Source organism: Streptomyces sp. NPDC048111 (assembly GCF_043202815.1).
Taxonomy (GTDB): Bacteria; Actinomycetota; Actinomycetes; order Streptomycetales; family Streptomycetaceae; genus Streptomyces.
The window spans coordinates 1-18,951 of record NZ_JBIDBD010000053.1 but is presented as its reverse complement, the minus strand read 5'-3'; the positions used below and the strand labels follow the sequence as shown (position 1 = coordinate 18,951).

At 72.6% G+C, this 18,951-nt stretch carries 19 protein-coding genes, 1 tRNA gene and 2 pseudogenes; 13 read left to right on the top strand and 9 right to left on the bottom strand.

Annotated features, from left to right (window positions below; translation table 11 throughout):
- Positions 1-79: 79 nt before the first annotated feature.
- Entirely contained in the window at positions 80-262 is a 183-nt protein-coding gene (locus ACGF3I_RS34635; RefSeq protein WP_393139195.1) for a hypothetical protein, read from the bottom strand.
- A gap of 55 nt (positions 263-317) precedes the next feature.
- Between ACGF3I_RS34635 and ACGF3I_RS34630 the strand changes: the two genes are divergently transcribed.
- Both ACGF3I_RS34630 and ACGF3I_RS34625 read left to right on the top strand, forming a co-directional pair.
- On the top strand, positions 318-506 hold the full coding sequence (locus tag ACGF3I_RS34630; RefSeq protein ID WP_393139193.1) for a peptidoglycan-binding protein: 189 nt from the start codon (positions 318-320) through the stop codon (positions 504-506).
- Positions 507-786: 280 nt separating this feature from the next.
- On the top strand, positions 787-1,458 hold the full coding sequence (locus ACGF3I_RS34625; protein WP_393139191.1) for an HAD-IA family hydrolase: 672 nt from the start codon (positions 787-789) through the stop codon (positions 1,456-1,458).
- 154 nt (positions 1,459-1,612) lie between these two features.
- Here the strand turns inward: ACGF3I_RS34625 and ACGF3I_RS34620 are convergent, their stop codons facing one another.
- Positions 1,613-2,194, bottom strand: coding sequence for a TMEM165/GDT1 family protein (locus ACGF3I_RS34620; protein ID WP_393139189.1), 582 nt, complete (start codon positions 2,192-2,194; stop codon positions 1,613-1,615).
- A gap of 760 nt (positions 2,195-2,954) precedes the next feature.
- Here ACGF3I_RS34620 and ACGF3I_RS34615 point away from each other — a divergent pair.
- From ACGF3I_RS34615 to ACGF3I_RS34600, 4 genes are all read left to right on the top strand, one after another.
- Positions 2,955-3,599: an HNH endonuclease family protein gene (locus ACGF3I_RS34615; RefSeq protein WP_393139201.1), complete on the top strand. Its 645-nt coding sequence runs from the start codon at positions 2,955-2,957 to the stop codon at positions 3,597-3,599.
- 124 nt (positions 3,600-3,723) lie between these two features.
- Positions 3,724-5,403, top strand: coding sequence for an alkaline phosphatase D family protein (locus ACGF3I_RS34610; protein ID WP_393139187.1), 1,680 nt, complete (start codon positions 3,724-3,726; stop codon positions 5,401-5,403).
- A gap of 77 nt (positions 5,404-5,480) precedes the next feature.
- Complete coding sequence (locus ACGF3I_RS34605) at positions 5,481-5,939, top strand: DoxX family protein (RefSeq protein WP_393139185.1); 459 nt, start codon at positions 5,481-5,483, stop codon at positions 5,937-5,939.
- A 335-nt stretch (positions 5,940-6,274) separates the two neighbouring features.
- Complete coding sequence (locus tag ACGF3I_RS34600; RefSeq protein ID WP_393139183.1) at positions 6,275-6,910, top strand: DedA family protein; 636 nt, start codon at positions 6,275-6,277, stop codon at positions 6,908-6,910.
- A 31-nt stretch (positions 6,911-6,941) separates the two neighbouring features.
- Here ACGF3I_RS34600 and ACGF3I_RS34595 read toward each other — a convergent pair whose 3' ends face one another.
- On the bottom strand, positions 6,942-7,172 hold the full coding sequence (locus ACGF3I_RS34595) for a DUF2277 domain-containing protein (RefSeq protein ID WP_393139181.1): 231 nt from the start codon (positions 7,170-7,172) through the stop codon (positions 6,942-6,944).
- A 188-nt stretch (positions 7,173-7,360) separates the two neighbouring features.
- Between ACGF3I_RS34595 and ACGF3I_RS34590 the strand changes: the two genes are divergently transcribed.
- Positions 7,361-7,774 carry an RNA-binding S4 domain-containing protein gene (locus tag ACGF3I_RS34590; protein WP_393139179.1) on the top strand — a complete coding sequence of 138 codons (414 nt, stop codon included), beginning with the start codon at positions 7,361-7,363 and terminating at the stop codon, positions 7,772-7,774.
- 99 nt (positions 7,775-7,873) lie between these two features.
- Here ACGF3I_RS34590 and corA read toward each other — a convergent pair whose 3' ends face one another.
- The 4 genes from corA to ACGF3I_RS34570 form a co-directional block, all read right to left on the bottom strand.
- Entirely contained in the window at positions 7,874-8,959 is a 1,086-nt protein-coding gene (gene corA / locus ACGF3I_RS34585) for a magnesium/cobalt transporter CorA (protein WP_393139199.1), read from the bottom strand.
- A gap of 87 nt (positions 8,960-9,046) precedes the next feature.
- Positions 9,047-9,619, bottom strand: coding sequence for a DUF1990 family protein (locus ACGF3I_RS34580; protein WP_393139177.1), 573 nt, complete (start codon positions 9,617-9,619; stop codon positions 9,047-9,049).
- A gap of 335 nt (positions 9,620-9,954) precedes the next feature.
- On the bottom strand, positions 9,955-11,118 hold the full coding sequence (locus tag ACGF3I_RS34575; protein WP_393139197.1) for a pentapeptide repeat-containing protein: 1,164 nt from the start codon (positions 11,116-11,118) through the stop codon (positions 9,955-9,957).
- Positions 11,119-11,308: 190 nt separating this feature from the next.
- The gene (locus ACGF3I_RS34570; protein WP_393139175.1) at positions 11,309-11,827 is read right to left on the bottom strand and encodes a hypothetical protein; all 519 of its coding nucleotides are present in this window, start codon (positions 11,825-11,827) and stop codon (positions 11,309-11,311) included.
- Positions 11,828-12,276: 449 nt separating this feature from the next.
- Between ACGF3I_RS34570 and ACGF3I_RS34565 the strand changes: the two genes are divergently transcribed.
- Positions 12,277-13,083, top strand: coding sequence for an immunity 49 family protein (locus ACGF3I_RS34565; RefSeq protein ID WP_393139173.1), 807 nt, complete (start codon positions 12,277-12,279; stop codon positions 13,081-13,083).
- A gap of 815 nt (positions 13,084-13,898) precedes the next feature.
- Here the strand turns inward: ACGF3I_RS34565 and ACGF3I_RS34560 are convergent.
- Complete coding sequence (locus tag ACGF3I_RS34560; protein ID WP_393139171.1) at positions 13,899-14,096, bottom strand: hypothetical protein; 198 nt, start codon at positions 14,094-14,096, stop codon at positions 13,899-13,901.
- A 42-nt stretch (positions 14,097-14,138) separates the two neighbouring features.
- On the opposite strand from ACGF3I_RS34560, the pseudogene ACGF3I_RS34555 reads away from it, so the two are divergent.
- Positions 14,139-15,029: pseudogene (locus tag ACGF3I_RS34555) on the top strand (tyrosine-type recombinase/integrase); the annotation flags it as partial.
- Between the two features lie 80 nt (positions 15,030-15,109).
- Here the strand turns inward: ACGF3I_RS34555 and ACGF3I_RS34550 are convergent.
- Positions 15,110-15,184: transfer RNA gene (locus tag ACGF3I_RS34550), tRNA-Val, on the bottom strand.
- A gap of 199 nt (positions 15,185-15,383) precedes the next feature.
- On the opposite strand from ACGF3I_RS34550, the gene ACGF3I_RS34545 reads away from it, so the two are divergent.
- The 4 genes and pseudogenes from ACGF3I_RS34545 (at position 15,384) to ACGF3I_RS34530 (ending at position 18,746) form a co-directional block, all read left to right on the top strand.
- Positions 15,384-16,142 (top strand): DUF4097 family beta strand repeat-containing protein, encoded by a 759-nt coding sequence (locus ACGF3I_RS34545; protein ID WP_393139169.1) that lies wholly within the window; start codon positions 15,384-15,386, stop codon positions 16,140-16,142.
- Between the two features lie 132 nt (positions 16,143-16,274).
- On the top strand, positions 16,275-17,636 hold the full coding sequence (locus ACGF3I_RS34540; protein WP_393139167.1) for a hypothetical protein: 1,362 nt from the start codon (positions 16,275-16,277) through the stop codon (positions 17,634-17,636).
- A gap of 300 nt (positions 17,637-17,936) precedes the next feature.
- Positions 17,937-18,449, top strand: a pseudogene (locus ACGF3I_RS34535) (DUF4383 domain-containing protein); the annotation flags it as partial.
- A gap of 93 nt (positions 18,450-18,542) precedes the next feature.
- Positions 18,543-18,746, top strand: a complete 204-nt coding sequence (locus tag ACGF3I_RS34530) for a zinc ribbon domain-containing protein (protein ID WP_393139165.1) — start codon at positions 18,543-18,545, stop codon at positions 18,744-18,746.
- Positions 18,747-18,951: the final 205 nt, after the last annotated feature.

The following is an 18,951-nucleotide window of genomic DNA, read 5'->3' as shown; positions in this document are numbered from 1 at the left end:
GCCTAACGCCAGGTCCACTCGCAAGGTAACGCGGGACCTCGCAAGATCCCTCGCAACCTATGCCCGGACTTCGCAGGGTTCAGTGAGACAGGACAACCGCGTCCCGTACCCGAAGGCCCGCGCCGAGCCGCTCGCCCTCCGCCCGGTCCACGCCGTCGCCGCCGGCGCCGAGCCCGTCCCGGGCCGTCCCGCCGCCGCCGTCGAAGCGGGTGGCTACGCCGTCCGCGCCGGCGTCGGGCCCGGCCTCCACCGCCCCGGGCAAGCCGCTCGCACCACCGCGGCCCGCGACCCTGCGGCGCGGGGACAGCGGACCCGCCGTGCTCGAACTCCAGGAGCGGCTCGCCGAGTTGGGGTTCTACGGCGGCAGCGCCGACGGCAGCTTCGGCTCGCGGACCGAGCGCGCGGTGCGCGACTTCCAGGCGTACCTGGGCATCCAGGGCGACCCGCCCGGCGTGTACGGTCCGCCGACCCGCGAGGTCCTGGAGTCGATCACGCAGCGGCCCTAGGGCGGCCGGCGCCGACGGGCCGCCCACCCCTCGCGCGCCCCGCCACGCTCCGTGCGCACCCCCTCGCGCGGGCGCCCTCCGGATCGGGGAGGGGGCCGGGTGGCACAAACCGTCCCGCGTTTTGTATCGTGGAGGAACAAAGTGATCCCTGCCTGTACTCCCTGACCGGCGGGCGGGGGTCACCTTTGTGCTTCTGCGCCCCTTCAATCCCCCGCTCCTTCGCCCCCTTGCCCCTCAGCCCCGCGCCCGCCGACCCGGCGGGCACCCCTGGAGTCTGCCGATGCCGGCCACCACGACCACCACCGTCCTGACCGCGCGCGCCCTCCTGCTCGACATGGACGGCACGATCGTGAACTCCGACGCCGTCGTGGAGCGCTGCTGGCGCCGCTGGGCCGAGCGGCACGGCCTCGACCCGGAGGCGGCCCTCAAGGTGGTGCACGGCCGGCAGGGCTACGCCACGATGGCGGTTCTGCTCCCGGACCGGCCGATGGAGCAGAACCACGCCGACAACAAGGTGATGCTCGCCGAGGAGACCGCGGACACCGACGGTGTCGTACCGGTCGCCGGAGCCCCCGCCTTCATGGCGGCCATCGCCGAGCTGCCGCACGCCCTGGTCACCTCGGCGGACGCGGCGCTCGCCCGGGCCCGTATGACGGCGGCGGGGCTGCCGATGCCCGCGGTGCGGGTCACCGCCGAGAGCGTCGGCGCCAGCAAGCCGGACCCGGAGGGCTTCCTCAAGGGCGCGGCCGAGCTGGGCTTCGACCCGGCGGACTGCGTCGTGTTCGAGGACTCCGAGGCGGGCATCGCCGCGGGGCGGGCGGCCGGGATGCGGGTCGTCGGCGTGGGCCCCCGCGCGAACGCCCACGAGCCCACCGCGTACGTCCCCGACCTCACGCACCTCACCGTCACCCCCGGGACGGACGGCACCCTGCGCCTGGAGATCACCGTTTGATCACCGGGACCCCGGCCGCCCGAGCGCGCGCCCTCCCGAAACGAACGGCCCCCGTCCTACCACGGGGGCCGTTTTCGTGTCCGCCCCCGTACGGGCGCGCGCGGCCGTGTACGGGGGCGGGGACGCGGGCGGGGGCCGGGGACGCCGGGCGGGGTCAGCCCGTGACGGCCTCGAACAGGCTGAACCCGGCGAGCGCCAGCATGAGGCAGGCCGCGACCTTGGTGATCAGACGCAGCGGCACGTGCTTCATCAGGGTCCGCCCGCCCAGGATGCCGAGTCCGGCGACCGCCCACAGACCCAGCACCGCGCCGATGCCGACGGAGAGCGGGTTGTCGTAACGGGCGGCCAGGTTGGCCGTCATGATCTGCGTCAGGTCACCGAACTCGGCGACCAGGATCAGCATGAAGCCCGCCCCCGACACCTTCCAGAACGACTGGTCGGCGGGGGCCTTGACCTCTTCGTCGTCCTCGGCCTTCTTGAACAGCAGCATCGCCGCGCCCGCGAGGAAGAGCACGCCGACGATCGCCTGGAGCAGGCGGTGCGGCAGCAGGGTCAGCACGCTGCCCGCCGCGATGGCGAGCACGACGTGGACGGCGAAGGCGGCCGCGACCCCGACGAAGACGTACGAGGCCTTGTAGCGGGTGCCGAGCATCAGACCCGCGAGGGCGGTCTTGTCGGGCAGTTCGGCAAGGAAGATCACACCGAAGGTGATCGCCATGATCGTGAGGCTGAGCACGGAAGAGTTTCCTCAATCGGTCGGGCGGGCCGTACCGAGAGCTGTTCGGAGCTGGATCCGGGGTCGCTTCGGCACGGCAGCACCATGAATGGTCATGTCACTGCGGCCGAAGGTCTCGCTGGCGGGTCCCTCACGGGCACTCGCCTCCGGGCGCCGGCCAAGGATCCCTGAGGGCCTCGGCAGTATGTCGACGTTCCGGCGAAGAGCTACTCCCCTTCTGCGCCCTCAAGGGTACGCCATGTCCCGCGCGCCCCATCAGGGCCTTCGGTCCCCTCCGCCACCCCAGTCCCGTCCCCGCTCCCGCCCCCGCCCCCGCCCCCGCCTCCGTTCTGGATCGCGAGGGCGACCACGGCGAGCCGGCGGGCCGCCCGCACCCCGGCGACCAGGATCTCGCGGTGCCGACCCAGGTGCGCCGCGGCGGCGACACCCGCGGCCGTGAGCAGCGGGGCGGTGGGGACGACCCCGAGCTTGTGCCGCGGCCGTGAGCAGCGGGGCGGCGGGGACGACCCCGAGCGTGACGATCACCGGCAGCAGCACGCCCCCCGTACGGCGCGCGTGGGTTCGCGACGGTATGTCAGTTCCCTTGCCGAGCAGTGTCGTCCGGAGTCTTGATCTGACGTGACCATGTCGCCACGCTGTTACCTGGCGCCCACCCTCAGGTCATCCGGCGCCGTCACGCTGGCCTGGCCGCCCACGCGTCGGCCGGTCAACCGCCCCCCACGTCAAGGGAGTTCGCATGTCAGCCTCCATAGGAACGCGCATGCCCCGCATCTACGCGCGTCGCACGGCCGTTCTGTCCGCCGCCGCGGCGCTCGTCGCGGGCGCCGCCCTGATCACCGCCCCGGCCGCCGAGGCCGCGCCCCCCACCCCGGTGAGCGCCGCCACCGCCCGCACGTACCTGGGCGAGTTGACCGTGCGGGCCGAGGGCTCGCTGACCGGCTACAGCCGCGACAAATTCCCGCACTGGATCACCCAGTCCGGCAGCTGCAACACCCGCGAGGTCGTCCTCAAGCGCGACGGCACCGGCGTCACCACCGACTCCAGTTGCGCGGCCACCAGCGGCAGTTGGTACTCCGCCTACGACGGCGCCACCTGGTCCGCCGCCGCCGACGTGGACATCGACCACATCGTGCCGCTCGCCGAGGCCTGGCGCTCCGGCGCCAACACCTGGACCACGCCGCAGCGCCAGGGCTTCGCCAACGACCTGACCCGCCCCCAGCTGATCGCGGTCACCGACAACGTGAACCAGGCCAAGGGCGACAAGGACCCGGCCAAGTGGCTGCCGTCCCTGACCGCCTACCGCTGCACGTACGCGCGCATGTGGGTCGACGTGAAGCACTACTACGGCCTCACGGTCGACACCGCCGAGAAGTCCGCGCTCCAGGGCATCCTCAACGGCTGCTGACCCCGCCCCGCACCCCGACCGGCCACCCGGACCCCAACCGTCCCAGGAACAACGCCCGTTGAAGGCTGTCGCGCCCCCGAGCCGTTCCGTACCGTACGAACGGACCGCGACGAGGGGATGACACATGGCCGGGCTTCGTCTGGGGCCGCTGCTGCGGTACCTGGACCCGCACGGGAACGCCACGGTGTGGGTGGAGGCCGACCGGCCCCGCGCGGTCGGGGTGCGCTGCGCCGACGGCACCTCGGGCGAGGCCCGTACGTTCCAGATCGAGGGGCACCACTACGCCCTGGTCGTCCTCGCCGGCCTGACGCCGGGCACCGCCACCTCCTACGAGGTGCTGCTCGACGGCAGGCCGGTCTGGCCGCCACCCGGGTCGCCCCTGCCGCCCGCCACCCTGCGCGTCCCGGCGCCCGGCGATCCGCTGCGGGTCACCTTCGGCTCCTGCCGCCGCGCCCCGCGGCCCGGCGGCGCCGACGCGCTGGACGCGCTCGCCACCGCCCTCGCGGCCGGCACCGGGGCCGAACGGCCCGACCTCCTGCTGCTGCTCGGCGACCAGGTCTACGCCGACGACGTCTCGCCGGACACCCGGCGCTGGCTGGCCGCGCGCCGGGATCTGCGCGACGCCCCGGGCGCCGGGGTCGCGGACTACGAGGAGTACACCCGCCTCTACTACGAGACCTGGCTCGACCCCGAGGTGCGCCACCTCCTGGCGACCGTGCCGAGCTGCCACATCTTCGACGACCACGACGTGATCGACGACTGGAACACCAGCGCCGCCTGGCGCGCCGAGGCGCGCGCCACGTCCTGGTGGCAGGGGCGGGTGCTCAGCGGCCTGATGTCGTACTGGGTCCACCAGCACCTGGGCAACCTCTCCCCCGCCGAGCTCGCGGCCGACCCGCTGTACGCGGCGGTACGGGCCGTGCCGGACGGCACCGAGGTGCTGCGCGCCTTCGCGGCCCGGGCCGACGCTGATCCGGCGACCGCGCGCTGGAGCTACCGGCGCGACTTCGGCCGCACCCGGCTCCTGATGGTGGACAGCCGGGCCGCCCGCGTCCTGGAGGAGGGGCGGCGCGCGATGCTCGACGAGGGCGAGGAGCGCTGGCTCCGGGCCCAGCTGCCGGGCCCCGGCGACTGCGACCACCTGCTGATCGGGACGTCCCTGCCCTGGCTGCTGCCCCCACTCGTCCACGAGGCCGAAGCCTGGGACGCGGCCCTGTGCGCGGGCGCGCGGGGCCCGCGCTGGGCGCGCTTCGGCGAGTGGCTGCGCCGCCGCGCCGACCTGGAGCACTGGGCCGCCTTCCCGGACTCCTTCGCCCTCCTCGCGGAGCTGATCGTTCGGGCGGGCTCGGGCCCCGGCGCGCCCGCCGTCATCGGCGTCCTGTCGGGCGACGTGCACCACGCCTATGTGGCGGAGCCCTTCTGGCCAGATTCCGCGCCCGGGACCACCGCGCGTATCTGCCAGTTGACCTGTTCGCCGATCCACAACTCGGTTCCGGCCCCCCTGCGGGCCGGATTCCGCTTCGGCTGGAGCCGTTTGGCGCGCAGTATCGGCCAGGCCCTGCGACGGCACGGGCGCGTGGTCCGGCCGCGGTTCGACTGGCGCAGGACGGGCGGGCCCTGGTTCGGCAATCAGCTCATGACCCTTACGCTGCAAGGCCGTTCGGCGCGACTGCGCCTGCTCCAGGCGCGCCGGGGCCACGTCGGCCGAATTGGTCCAGTCCAACTGAGAACCATTCTCGACCGGCCGATCACGCCGGACGCCCCTACTGGCTCAATCGACCCACCCGAATCAAGCCAGGATTAATGTTGAACTTGCAAGCACAAGTGAGGGCTGCCTAACCTGTGGAACCCATCGGTCCCGTCCCCACCGAAGGAGCCCCCATGGCTTCCCCCACCCTCGATGCCGAGCGCGCGCGTCCCTACGCGCTCGCCCTGTTCCGCATAGTCATCGGCCTCCTCTTCGCCTGCCACGGCGCGGCCTCCCTGTTCGGCGTCTTCGGCGGCGCCATGGGCGGCGGTTCGGTTCCCGTCGGCACCTGGCCCGGCTGGTACGCGGCCCTGATCCAGCTCGTCGGCGGCGTCCTGGTCATGGCCGGCCTCTTCACCCGCCCCGCGGCGCTGATCTCGTCCGGCTCGATGGCGTACGCCTACTTCAGCGTCCACCAGTCGCACGCCGTGCTGCCGCTGCAGAACGGCGGCGAGCCCTCCGCCATCTACTGCTGGGCCTTCCTGCTCCTGGTCTTCACCGGGCCCGGCGCGCTCGCGCTCGACCAGTTCCTCGGCGGCCGGCGCACCGCCCGCCCGGCTTCGGACGCGCAGCGCGAAACCGTCGCCGCCTGAGCGCACGGCCGAGGCCCGCGCGGCAACTTCCGTTCCACCGCCCGGAGTTCGGTCCCAGAACTCCGGGCGGCGGCATGTCACGGGCACGCCGGACCCTGCGCCTCCGCTCCTCCCGGGCGCCCGCGCGCCACCCGCCCCACGCCCCCGACCCGCGCCGCGGGAGCAACCCCCCGCGCCCTGCTCGACGTTCCCTGCACCAGCACACCACCGACCCCTGACAGAAAGGGCCGAGGACCCGGGCGTACGCTGTACGGCTGTACCGCCGCCCCTGCCGCTTCCCCGCGACACCGCGGTATTCACCGTCCGGGGAAACGACAAGCCGCAGAGGAGCGAACGTGCTGGAGAGTGTGGGCGCGCTGACGTCCAGCCCCTGGATCTACGCGGTCGTCACCCTTTCCGTGCTGCTCGACGTGTTCCTTCCGGTGCTGCCCAGCGGGGTGCTGGTGATCACCGCGGCCACCACGGCCGCCGGGTCGGCCACCGCCGCCGGCGCCGGGGCCGCGACCCAGACCGGCCACGCCGACCTGCTCGCCCTCGCGGCCTGCGCGGCCACCGCCTCCGTGCTCGGTGATCTCGTGGCCTACCGCCTCGCGCGGCGCGGCGGAGCCCGCCTGGAGCGCGCCATCGCCCGCTCCCGCCGGCTGACCCGGGCGCAGGAACGACTCGGCATCGCACTGAGCCGGGGCGGTGGCGGCCTGGTCGTCATCGCGCGCTTCGCCCCCGCCGGGCGCTCGGTGGTCTCGCTCGGCGCGGGCGCGGCCCATCGCAGGGTCCGCGAGTTCCTGCCCTGGTCGGCGCTCGCGGGCGTGGCCTGGGCGACGTACAGCGTGGGGCTCGGCTACTTCGGCGGGCAGTGGCTGGGCGCGACCTGGCTCGGCACCGCGGTCTCCCTGCTCGCCCTGTTCGCGGCGGGCGGCCTCGCGGCGTACGTCGTGAAGCGCCCGGCCCCCGCGCCGGCCCCGGCATCCTGAGCGGGGCGTTCCGGCACCCCGCCGGACCTCGCTAGGCGGACTTCCGCGCGGCGGCGCCCCGGACCTCCAGGTGGGCCAGCAGTTCGCGGGTCGCCCCCGCTATCTCGTCCACCGCGCGCTCGAACACCTCCCGGTTGTGCTCCGCGGGCGCCCGGAACCCGGACACCTTCCGCACGTACTGCAGGGCGGCGGCCCTGATGTCGTCCTCCGTGGCCTCTTCCGGCAGGGCCGGGGGCCGCAACGTCTTGATGCTTCTGCACATGCTCCCAGTGTGACCCCTGCCACTGACAACGCACCGGCCCGCAGGGACACCGGAGGCCCGCGCGCACGGGGACCGGTGTCCGCCATCCGTACCGGCCCCCGCGCCCGTGCCCGCGCCCCTCGTCTTCGTCCACGCCCACGTCCGAAAAGCGCGAGGCGCTCCCGCACGGGCCGATTAGAGTCGACGGCATGGCGGAAGCAGCGAACGGCACCAGCACCGGCCCCGTACGCGTCGACAGCTGGATCTGGTCGGTCCGGCTCACCAAGACGCGCTCCCAGGCGGGCACCGCCTGCCGGGCCGGGCACGTCCAGGTCAACGGCGAACGCGTGAAGGCCTCCCACCAGGTGAAGGTGGGCGACGAGGTGCGGCTGCGGGCGGACGGCCGGGAGCGGATCGTCAAGGTCGTCACCCTGCTGCGCAAGCGCGTCGGCGCCCCCGTCGCCGTCGAGGCGTACCTCGACAAGAGCCCGCCGCCGCCCGCCCGCGCGGACGTCCTCGCGGCCGGCGTGCGCGACCGGGGTCTCGGCCGTCCCACCAAGCGGGACCGGCGCGAGATGGAGCGTCTGCGCGGCCTCGCGGAGAGTCGCCGCGCGGCGGACTGAGGGCGCCTCCGCACGGTCGCGCCCCGCGCCGGGGCCTGTCGCCACCGCAACCGAGCGCGTCCACAAGGCAGTTGTGGCTCGGGGCCGCCCCGGGCCCGGCTACAGCCAGCCGTTGCGCCGAAAGCCCCGGTGGATGACGAAACAGGCCAGCGCCATGAGTCCGAGCGCCATGAAGTAGCCGTAACGCCAGTGCAGTTCGGGCATGTGGTCGAAGTTCATGCCGTAGATCCCGCACACCATGGTCGGTACGGCGACGATGGCCGCCCATGCCGTGATCTTCCGCATGTCCTCGTTCTGGGCCACCGTGACCTGGGCGAGGTGCGCCTGGAGTATGGAGTCGAGCAGCCCGTCGAAGGCGGCGATCTGCTCGGTGGTGCGCAGCAGGTGGTCGGCCACGTCCCGGAAGTACGGCCTGACCTCGGGGGCGACGGAGGGCACCGCCTCCTTGGCGAGCCGCTGGAGCGGCCGGTCGAGCGGGGCCACCGCCCGCTTCAGTTCCAGGAGTTCACGCTTGAGCTGGTAGATCCGGCCCGCGTCGCCGCGCCCCGCGTTCTCGGCGAAGACGGCGGTCTCGACCGCGTCCATGTCGTTCTGCATCGCGTCCACCACGACCAGGTACTCGTCGACGACGTGGTCGGCGATGGCGTGCAGCACCGCCGAGGGCCCCTGGGCGAGCTGTTCGCGGGTGTGCTCAAGCCGCTCGCGCAGCGGCCCGAGCGAACCGTGCCCGCCGTGCCGCACCGTGATGACGAAGTCGGCGCCGGTGAACACCATCAGCTCGCCGGTGCCCACCACCTCACTGCCGGCGGTGAGTTCGTCGTGCTCGACGTACCGGCACGTCTTGAAGACGGAGAACAGGGTGTCGTCGTACGGCACGACCTTGGGGCGCTGGTGGGCGGTGACGGCGTCCTCGACGGCCAGCGGGTGCAGTCCCAGCAGTTCGGCCAGGCCCGCGAACTCCTCCTGGTCCGGCTCGTGGAGCCCGATCCAGACGAAGGCCCCCTCGCCCAGCTTGCGCACCCGGCGCAGCGACTCCTCGACCGGGCAGTCCCCGTCCTGCCGCACCCCGTCCACGTACACCACGCAGTTGACGACGGCACTCCCGAGGGGCGAACGCGCCGGATGGCTGAGGTCGACGGTGCGCCGGTAGGCCCGGCTCACCGCCCTCCGCAGGTTCCGCATCATCGCCACGACCAGCTTCCCTTCACCGAACGAGCGGCCAGTGTGCCACCGCCCCCTGTCCGTCCACGTGCCTCACCCGGGAGACGTCCCTCACCCCGCGGACGTTCCCTCGCTCACCACGCGGGCCACCGCCCGCAGATAGCGCCGGGTGGCGAGGTCCTGGAGCAGCTTGGTGACGGGCCCGCCGAGCCGGGCGTACCAGCGGGCGGGCCGGGAGAACGCGGCGACCTCGAACCATACGAGCCCGTCGGCCTCGCGCCCCACCACGAACGACTCCTCGCCGCACTCGGGATGCCCGGGCAGCGTGCCGTAGGCGAAGCCGGTCCGCCGGGCCGTGCGGACGGCCCAGACGACGCGGCACGGGATGACCAGTCGCGGAAAGGGCAGCCCGGGCGCCCGCAGCACGACCAGCGCGGTCGCACCCGGAACGGCCGGCACCCCGGGGTACACGCCGAAGCCGGCCCCGCGCTGCACGCCCCAGGCCATCACGTACGCCCCGGCCCGCTCGAAGGCCTCCTGCCCGTGCCCGACCCTGATCCGCCGCCGGAACACCCGGTACCCGCCCGGCAGCGCGCCGTGCTCGGTCGCACCGACCTCCGCATATCCCGGCTCCGCCGCACACGCCCGGGCGTACACCGCCCCGAGCCGCTTCGTCCCGCCCACGAGATCACCCCTCCCCGTCCTCGCCCCGCGCCGCTCTCCGTACCCGCACCGCCGGGCTCCTGGCGCCCCGGGGATTCGTCGGCGCCCCGGGGATTCGTCGGCGCCTCATCATGCACAGGGGTTACGTTTCAGCCAAGCGCGGGCGTAATCTCAGCCATCCGGTGGCGTCCTCCCCGCTCCTGACCCACCGGACCTCGGTGCCGTGCGTATCCCCGAGCGCGCGACGGCCCCGACCGAGAAGCCCCGTCCCCCACCCTGACGGGGCTTCCCGCTGCGTGCGCTCCCTACGCGCGCGCCCGCCGCCGCGACTCCGAGCGGCCCGCCCCGGGGCCGGGTCAGGGAGCGGAGCGCAGCGGCTGTGCCCGCCATGTCATGCCCGGCGGCTGGAGCAGCGGCGAGGGCTCGGGGCCGGGGTCCTCGGTGTCGACGACTCCGGCCGCCGCGGGGTCGAAGCCGGCGGGCCAGCGGGTGTGTTCGCTGGCCAGGGCGCCGCTCAGGCGCGCTTCCGTGAGGTCGGCGGTGCTCAGGTCGGTGCCGCGCAGGTCGGCCAGGCGCAGATCGGCGCGGAGGAAGACCGCGCCGTGGGCATCGGCCTTGCGCAGGTTCGCCTCGCGCAGGTCGCTCTCGGTGAAGTCGGCGTCGCGCAGGTCGGTTTCGACCAGCTTCGCGGCCCGGAGGTCGGCCAGGACGCAGCGAGCCCGGCGCAGGACCGCCGTCGTGAGGTCGGCGTGCCGCAGGTTGACCGAGACCAGGGACGCCTGGGTCAGGTTGGCGTGGTAGAGGCCGGCCGCCTCCATGCAGGCGCGGTCGAAGTTGACCTCCGGGAACCAGAGCCCGTCGCAGTCGGCCCGGCGCAGATCGGTGATGCTGAGGTTGACCCAGGACTGCTCCCGGTGCCGGCACAGCACGCCGAGCGCGGTCAGCGCGACCTGGGCGTCGGCGCCGCGCGTCTCCAGGGGCGCGATGTCGTTGATGGGCGCGTCCGCCGCGGGTGCGTGCGGCCCGGCGGGCGGCCAGGGCAGGTGGGTCCGCAGGTACGCGGCCTGGATGGAGATGATGGCTTCGCGGTCGCGGGCGGACTGCTCCGCGATCCGCCACAGCGCGTGCAGCCCGCCGATGCGCACATCCAGCTTGTCGCTGCCGAGCTGGTCGACGGCCCGGCTGAACCGGTCGGTGACGTAACCCTCCTGGGTGGCGCGCAGGCCGTCCTGGCTCACGCGCAGCTGCCGCCAGGTGGCGTACGCGCCGGAAAGCACGACGAGACCGCCGACCACCTGAAGGAGCGTCGTCCGGACATCGTTGACGGCCTTCAGCCGATCCGGCGCGGGAACGCGCGCCCCCGCGAGATCGTGGTCGACCACCACCCCCGGCAGCACGACGAACACCGCACCCAGCACGACCAGCCCCGCCACGCCCGCGAGCACCCCGACGGCCGCACGACGCCCGGCCGGCCTGCGGCGCACCGCCCGCCGCCCGCGGCCGGACTCCCCCGTCTCCATGGGCATGGGAGCCTAGGCGGGGCTGGGGGCAGGCTCAAGGGCGGTGGTGGTACGGGGTGCGCGTGGGCCCGCGCTCGGGCCCGGGTGTACGCCTCGGCAGGGGGCAGGGGGTTGCGGGGCCACCGCCAGGCCCGCCGCCTCCTCACCCCTCGGCCCGCGCCCCCTGGGGCAGCCGGCACCTGAACGCGGATCAGCGGACGCGGATCGAGTACGTGGCGTCGCGGGGCGCCCGGGGCGGGGTGTCGCCGGTGAAGTGCACGTGCAGTGCGGTGTAGTACGGCTGGCCCGGGTGGCCCGGCCTCGGACGTACGGTGTCGAGGCGGACCGTCACGGGGTACGCGTGGAAGTGGCCGGCGGCGCAGTAGGGGACGCAGTCGTTGAGCAGGTCCGAGCCCTTGGCCTCGGCGGACGCGGGCCCCCAGCGCGTCCAGCTCAGCGAGGCGAGCCGGTTGTTCCCGTCACCACAGGCGAGCACGTAGTTGCCAGGCCGGACCTGGGACTGCCCGAAGCAGTCGACCACGACCGGGGCCGGGGCCGGGGCCGGGGCCGGGGCCGGGGCCGGGGCCGGGGCCGGGGCCGGGGCCGGGGCCGGGGCCGGGGCCGCCGCCCGCGCCCCCTCGGCCGCGACCGGCCCCACCGCCCCGAGCCCGGCGGCCAGCACCGCGACCACCCCGACAACCCCAACTGACCTGGCCTTATGCCGACGCATACCCGCTCCTAGAACCCCCGAATGGAAGCTGCCGCGCCGCGGGGATGCCATGCGGCGCACTTCCCATTGTCCGCTTGGGGGGCGATGGCGCGAGTGGGGAGGGAAGGGCTTCGGGGGGTGAGAGTGGGCGGGGCGCGCACCGGGACAACGCCGGGCGCCCGGTGCGGCATGGCACGGCCTTGGCGCGCAATCACCGAGAGCACCCGCCCTCGCGCAATCCGTCGCAACCGCCATGCGCACCACCCCGGGGACGCCGCATCTGGACGTCCCCGACTACCGTGGAATAAGGGCGAGATGACGCTCAGACCCATGGACGGCTCCTGATCCGGGCCCTCCGAGGCCAGTGGGTGGCGGCTGACTGTGACCATTGCATCTCCTGCGTATCGACCGAGCGCTATATGACGAACCGCCATTTCGCGGCGCCCGCATAGTGGGACCCTCGCGAATTCATGGAGAGGCTTGCCGGCCTCGCGCAGAACATGCTCGACCGGATCGAGGCCTCCGATTTCGAGCGTTCCGATGTGGTGGTCTTTCATCTGGCAGTCGCGAAGGCTCGCTGCGGCCTCGACCCCAAGGTCTCCGATTTTTGGACGTGGGAGGCCTGGGTCAAAGCGATGCAGATCGGTTCGGCCCTGTTCTCCGCCGGCATGGCCCCCCAGGGGGAGTCGGTACATTTCCGTGTCGGGAGGGAGGACAAGAGCCTGCCCGCTCTCGGCCCGCGCGACTACCTCACCGCAGAAAACTGGCTGGACGCCTTTTACCTGGCGGCCATCTGCCGGGAGAGCGACAGGATGCGACAGCTGGCGTCTATTCCTATGCCGTTCCTGCGGACAGAGGCCACTGAAGTCGAGGAATACCTCTTCCTGTGGGCGGAGGCATTGCAGAGCGGACTTCACCGGGATAGCGAGAAGATGTGGAATTCTCTGATCGCCGTCGCTGAGAAAAGCGCCCCCGAGGGCCTTCCCGAACCTGAACGGGCGAAAGCTCTGGAGCTTTTATCTCCGCTGATTGAGATGTTCCGGTACCTCATGGAGCGGGATGCCACCGGATTCAACTCTGCTCTCGGGAAGGCTCTCAACTGGCACAAGGCGTACTGGGCGGAGAACGACCCGGCGAGTGTCGACGGTCTTGTCGCCCTGGCCCCGCTCGCACTCGCCTGCATCGCTTACGACGCCGGCGTGGACATCGAGGTCGAATCGGAATACATGCCACAAGGCTTGCTGGTTCCGGAATGGGTCGGCGAGATGGACACCTAGGAGGAATACGCTTCTACTGGCCGCTCCGTATGCACCCAAGCCTTGGCTCTGGCCTCAGCTCTGCCGCATCCCGGTCTGCCCGCTGCGGCTGGAGCGGGCCAAATCGGGTGCAGCCCAGGGCCGGATGGCTGATACGGGGAACCAGCACGCCACAGGTCGGGAGTCCGCGCGCACCCAGGGCGAACTGACCGCAGCCCGGGCCGAGTTGAGGAGGAGGCTCCGGCGCTGAGGTTCACGGTGTTGCCGTGGTTGGCGCTGGATGGGCACGAAGCAGCTGAAGGGCCCTCCAGATCCGGTCCGGAGGGCCTTTCAGCTGCTTCGTGCAGGTCAAGCACGGTGGGCGTGGACGGTTTCGAACCGCCACATCTGCTTTGTAAGCTCGGCCGGAAGGGCGGTGCAGGGGCCCTGACTTGGGAAGCGAAGCCCCCGCTGGACCGCCGACAACCGCCCGCGTCCACCCCCGTTGTTGTCAGATTTGGTTGTCAGAACCGCGGCCTGCCTCGGGTCACTTCTTCTTCCGAAGTTCCCGCATCTTCGCTTCGGCTGCCTTCTTCGCCTCCTGGGCTCTTGCGTACGCAGTCCAAGATCCCTGGTGCTGGAAGCACTGGCCACTGTTCATCATCGCTGGCCTTGTGCAGCGGTGCCCGGCCTTAGTCCGGGCCCCACACTTCGGCTGAACCATCGTGTCCCCTCCCCGGCGCCCCGTCGCGGGCCCCTCACCGCAAGCTGACGGCGAGCGGGACGACTGGCGAGGGCGCGCAGGGGTGGCAGCGGAAGCACGACCAGGAGCGGCGGTACATCCGGCAGCCCGACTTCTAGAACTCGCGGAACATGCCGTGCTCGAACCCCGGCAGAAGCGCCCGGCTCATGAACACGTATACCGGGCCATGCGGCGTCTCGGTCCGGACGCTCTCGAACTGGTCCAGGTCGTACGCACAGAACCGCCGAAGCAGCGCGTTCATCTGCTGGAACTCGCCATCGCTGAGCCGGCCCTCGCCCTGGTCCTCGTTCATCCGGGCATTGTAGGCGGGTTGCCCCGACTACCGGCTGATGGGGATCTCGTAAACGCGCACGTACGGCTTTACCTCGTGCCCTCGCTCGGCAAGAAGCGGCTGGAGTCGTTGAGCATTGCCGAAGTGCGGCGGTTCTTGAAGCAGTTGGAGGAGAGGACTTCGGCTGCCACCGCCAAGGAGTCCCACGGAGTGTTGCGGACCGCGCTCACCGCCGCCTGCCGGGAGGAGCTGATCGCCAGGAACGTGGCCACCCTCGTGGAACCGCCCACGGTCGCTGCCCGGGACCTTGAGCCGTGGTCCCTTGACGAGACGCGGGCCTTCCTCCGGGCCGCGCGCAAGGACCCGCTGTACGCCGCCTTCGTGATCGCCATCGCGCTCGGGTTCCGGCGGGGTGAGATCGCCGGGTTGCGGTGGGAGAACGTCGACCTGGAGAAGCGGGAGATCCGGGTACGGATGCAGCGGCAGCGGGTCGGTGGTGAGGTCTACGAGGACGACCCCAAGGGGCGCCCCTTGCGGATCTGGGGGCGCCGGCGGAAGCAGACCTTGCCGCTGCCCGGGTTCTGCGTCGCGCCGTTGCGGTGGCAGCGGATGAAGCAGGGGGCCATGAAGGAGAAGGCCGGGGAGGGGTGGGTCGAGACCGGGTACGTGTTCACCACCCGTACCGGGCGGCCGATCGAGCCGCGGAACCTGTACCGGTCCTTCACCCGGGTGGCGAGCGCGGCCGGGCTGCGGGTGATCCGGCTGCATGATGCGCGGCACGGAACGGCGACCTTGCTCACTGCCGCCGGGGTGCCGCCGCGGGTCGTGATGGAGATCCTGGGCCACTCGCAGATCGCGGTGACCATGAACGTGTACGCGCACGTGGTGCAGGAGACACAGCGGGAAGCGGTCGGGCAGATGGACCGGCTGCTCGGGCGGGAACCCCGCCGCTGATGCGGGCGTAATCCGCCGCCGTTGTTGTCAAAAATGGTTGTCAAAGGCCCCCAGCCGAGATCGGCTGGGGGCCTTTTCCCTGGTGGGCGTGGACGGTTTCGAACCGCCGACATCTGCTTTGTAAGAGCAGCGCTCTACCCCTGAGCTACACACCCGTGGATGAGGGAACAGCGTACATGGCCGCGGGGGTGGCCCCGCAAACCCGATTGCGGGGCGGGGCCCAGGTGGGGTTAGCACCACCGCGGATTCGGTGGCAGGCTCCAGCGCGGTGGTGGGGGCGTTGTTCGTAGCGTGGGGGGACGTCCGGCCCGTCGGGGTGCGGGCGGGGCACTTGACCTCGGGGGAAAGATCACCATGGCATCTCGCCGTCGCACCGCACTGCTCGCCACCGTCGGGGCCGGCGTGCTCTGTCTCGGGCTCACGGGGTGCGGCGGCTCCGATCCGTCCAACGCCCCCGTCGAGCACAAGGACTTCGCCTTCACCGGGAAGGCGCTCACCATCGACGGCGGCAACTCCACGGTCGTGGTGGCCCCGGCCGATGTGCAGGGCGTGCAGGTCGACCGGCAGGTGGACGGCTGGGTCGCCTTCGGCAGCGGGCCCGACGCGAGTTGGGACCTCACGGACGGCACCCTCACGCTCGCCGTGAAGTGCAGCGGAGTCGTCCAGTCCTGCGGCGCCCGGCACGTGGTGAAGGTGCCGCGCGGGGTCGCGGTGACCGTCCGCAATGACGCCGGGCGGGTCGAGGCCGCCGGGTTCGACACCCCGCTGAAGATCACCTCCGACCACGGCCGGGTCAGCGTCAGCAACTCCTCCGGGCCGCTCGACCTGTCCTCCCAGGACGGGCGGGTCGAGGGCGAGGGGCTGCGCGCCAAGTCCGTGCGCGCGAGTTCCGACAACGGCCGCATCGCGCTCGCCTTCAGCGTCGTGCCGGACAGCGTCACCGCCACCAGCGACGACGGACGCGTCGACCTCGCCGTGCCGAAGGCCACGTACAAGGTCACCGCCCGCGCCGACAACGGCCGCGTCGGCGTCACCGTGGACCGCTCCGACTCCAGTACGCACGTGCTCACCGCGCGCAGCGACAACGGGCGGGTCAGCGTCCACAACGGCTGAGCCCGCCCCGGCGAGGGGGAAGCGGGACGCGCGGCAATCGGAAGGGGCGAGCGTGAACTGACCGGGCCGTGTGTTCGTCCTTACCTGGTGGGAGAATGGACCGGGCAGGGCGACACAGCACGGGAGAGGGATGTGACGGCGACACACGCGCGGCCGTACAGCAGAGCGGGTGCCACCGTCCGGGACGTGCTGGCGCTCATCGCCTTCCCCGTGGTGCTCGGCGCCGCGGTGCTGCCGGGTGCCTTCGCCGGAGGCGGTACGCGCCGCTGGTTCGGCGGGCGCGGCGAGAGCGTACGGGCGGAGGCGCAGGCCGCCAAGGACGCGGCGGCGGCGGCCTTCTACGAGCTCGACACCGCCCAGCGCGACCTGCGGATCTCCATCGAGACCATCACGGCCGTCGACAGCTCCCCCGGCGCGCGCCGGGCCGTCGACGACTTCGCCGCACTCGGCCGCCGCATCGACGAGGTCAGCAACCAGTACATCACCGCCGTCGACGCCCACGACCTCGACCGGGACGACCTGGACGCCTCCGTCGCCTCGCGGGCCCGTACCGAACTGAACGCCGCCAAGGACGAACTCGTCCGCGTGAAGGGCGAACTCGACCGCTTCGAACAGAACCTGCGCCCCCTGCTCGACACCGCCGAGACCCAGCTCGCCCGGCTCGCCCCCGCCGTCGAGCGGGCCCGGCACGCCCTGCTCGGCGCCAGCACCGCCCTGGACGCGGTCCGCGCCTCGGGTCTGCGCGCCGACGATCTGGCCGCCCGGCTCGCGGCCCTCGGCCCCGAACTCACCAAGCTCAACCAGGGGGCCGGCCGGCACGGCGTGCCCGAGACGCTCCAGCGCGCGGACCGGGTGCTGCGCGACGCCGAGGCGCTGCGGGCCGAGGCCGAGCAACTGCCCGCGAAGGCCGCCGATATCGACCGCAGGCTCGTCTCGCTGCGCACCCGGGCCCAGGCGCTCACCACCCGGGCCGGCCAGGTCGACCCGGTCCTGAGCGAGCTGCGCCGGCGATTCGCCGCCGCCTGCTGGCAGGACCTCCAGCACGTGCCCGAGCAGGCCGCGGTCTCCGTGCGGCAGGCGGAGGACAAGCTCAAGGAGGCGGCTCAGGCGCGCGAGGAACAGCGCTGGGCGGACGCCACCGCGCGGCTCGGCACCGTACGCGCCCTGCTCAACGCCACGGACGAGGCGGTCTCGGCCGCGGGCGACCGGCTCCAGCGGCTCAACGCCGTCGCGAAGGATCCGCAGCAGGAGATCCAGCGCACCCGCTTCGCGATCCGCGACGCCCAGCGTCTCGCGATGTCCGGCCGCAGCACGCCCGACCCCCGGCACGCCGGCCCCCTGGACGATTCGGTGGCCCGCCTGGACCGGGCGATCGCCACGCTCGAAGGGCGCCACCCCGACTACTGGCACTTCCTGACGGAGACGGAGGGGGTGCGCCGGACCGTGGCGCAGGTGGTGGCTCTTCTGCGCGAGGAGCTGGGGCACGGGGGCTGAGCTGGGCCCTTGCGCTGGGCCTTTGAGCTGGCCCCTAGAGCTGGGCGCTTGAGCTGGGCGCGGCTGGGGTGCGATTGGCTCGGTTTTTACGGTGCGTAGATGCCGGGGGGCGGGTGCAGAAGCCCCGGCTGTGTGGGGCATCGGTGCGTAGAGCCCGGGTGTGTGGGGCTGCGGTGCGTAGAGCCCGGCTGTGCGGGGCTCTGGTGCACCGCGGTCCTGCGCTGAGTTGTTGCGCGTCCGCCCGTGGCGGATCCTTGGGTACGTACGCCTGCGTGCCCAGGAACGAGGAGGGCCCTCACTATGGCCAGCCACACGATCTCGCAGCGCTTCAACCACAGCCGGGTCTCGCTCAACGAGCACCTGCCGGTCGACCACCGCCTCAACCGCGTCTACCGCTTCGGGGCGGGGGCCATGGGCGTCGTCCTGTTGGTCTTCGGCATCCTCGGCCTGATCCACAAAATCGGCTTCTTCGACACCGGCGGGGACACCGTGGCCGGGCTCAGCACGAACGGCGCGCTGAGCGTGCTGTCCATCGTGGTCGGGCTGCTGCTCCTGTACGGGATGGTCCGCGGGGGCAACTTCGCCTCGACGCTCAACATCGTGCTCGGCGTGCTGTTCCTGATCAGCGGCTTCGTGAACCTCGCGCTGCTCGACACCTCCAGCAACTTCCTGGCCTTCAGGATGCAGAACGTGCTCTTCAGCTTCGTGGCGGGGCTGCTCCTGATGGTGTTCGGGATGTACGGCCGTGTGACGGGCTTCCTGCCGCACGACAACCCGTACTGGCGGGCGCGGCACGAGCAGCGCGAGGAGCAGCTCTGACCCCTGTCGGGCGCCCCGCGCCGGGGTTCGCTCCTGGGGCCGGACGTGGGCGGGTCTCCGGGCCCCGGTACCGCCTAGGCTGGGCCCATGCCTCGCTATGAGTACCGCTGCCGTACGTGCGGCGACACGTTCGAAGTGACCCGTCCCATGGCTGAGTCCGGGGATCCCGCGAGTTGCCCTGCGGGGCATGGGGACACCGTGAAGTTGCTGTCGGCTGTGGCGGTGGGGAAGCCTGCGGCGGGGGCGGGTGGGGGTGGAGGGGGTTGCTGCGGAGGCGGCTGCTGCGGCTGAACACCCCGCCGGGGCTTCGCCCCGGGCCCCTGGTGCTTTGCCCACGCCCCCGCCCGTGACGGGGGTCGGATGGGCCCGGCTCCCTGGGGCTCCGCCCCAGACCCCGAGGGGTTCGCCCACCCACCCGCCCGTGCGGCGGGCTGGAAAGGTTCGGCCCCTGGGGCTGCGCCCCAGACCCTTCGAGGGGCTCCGCCCCTCGAACCCC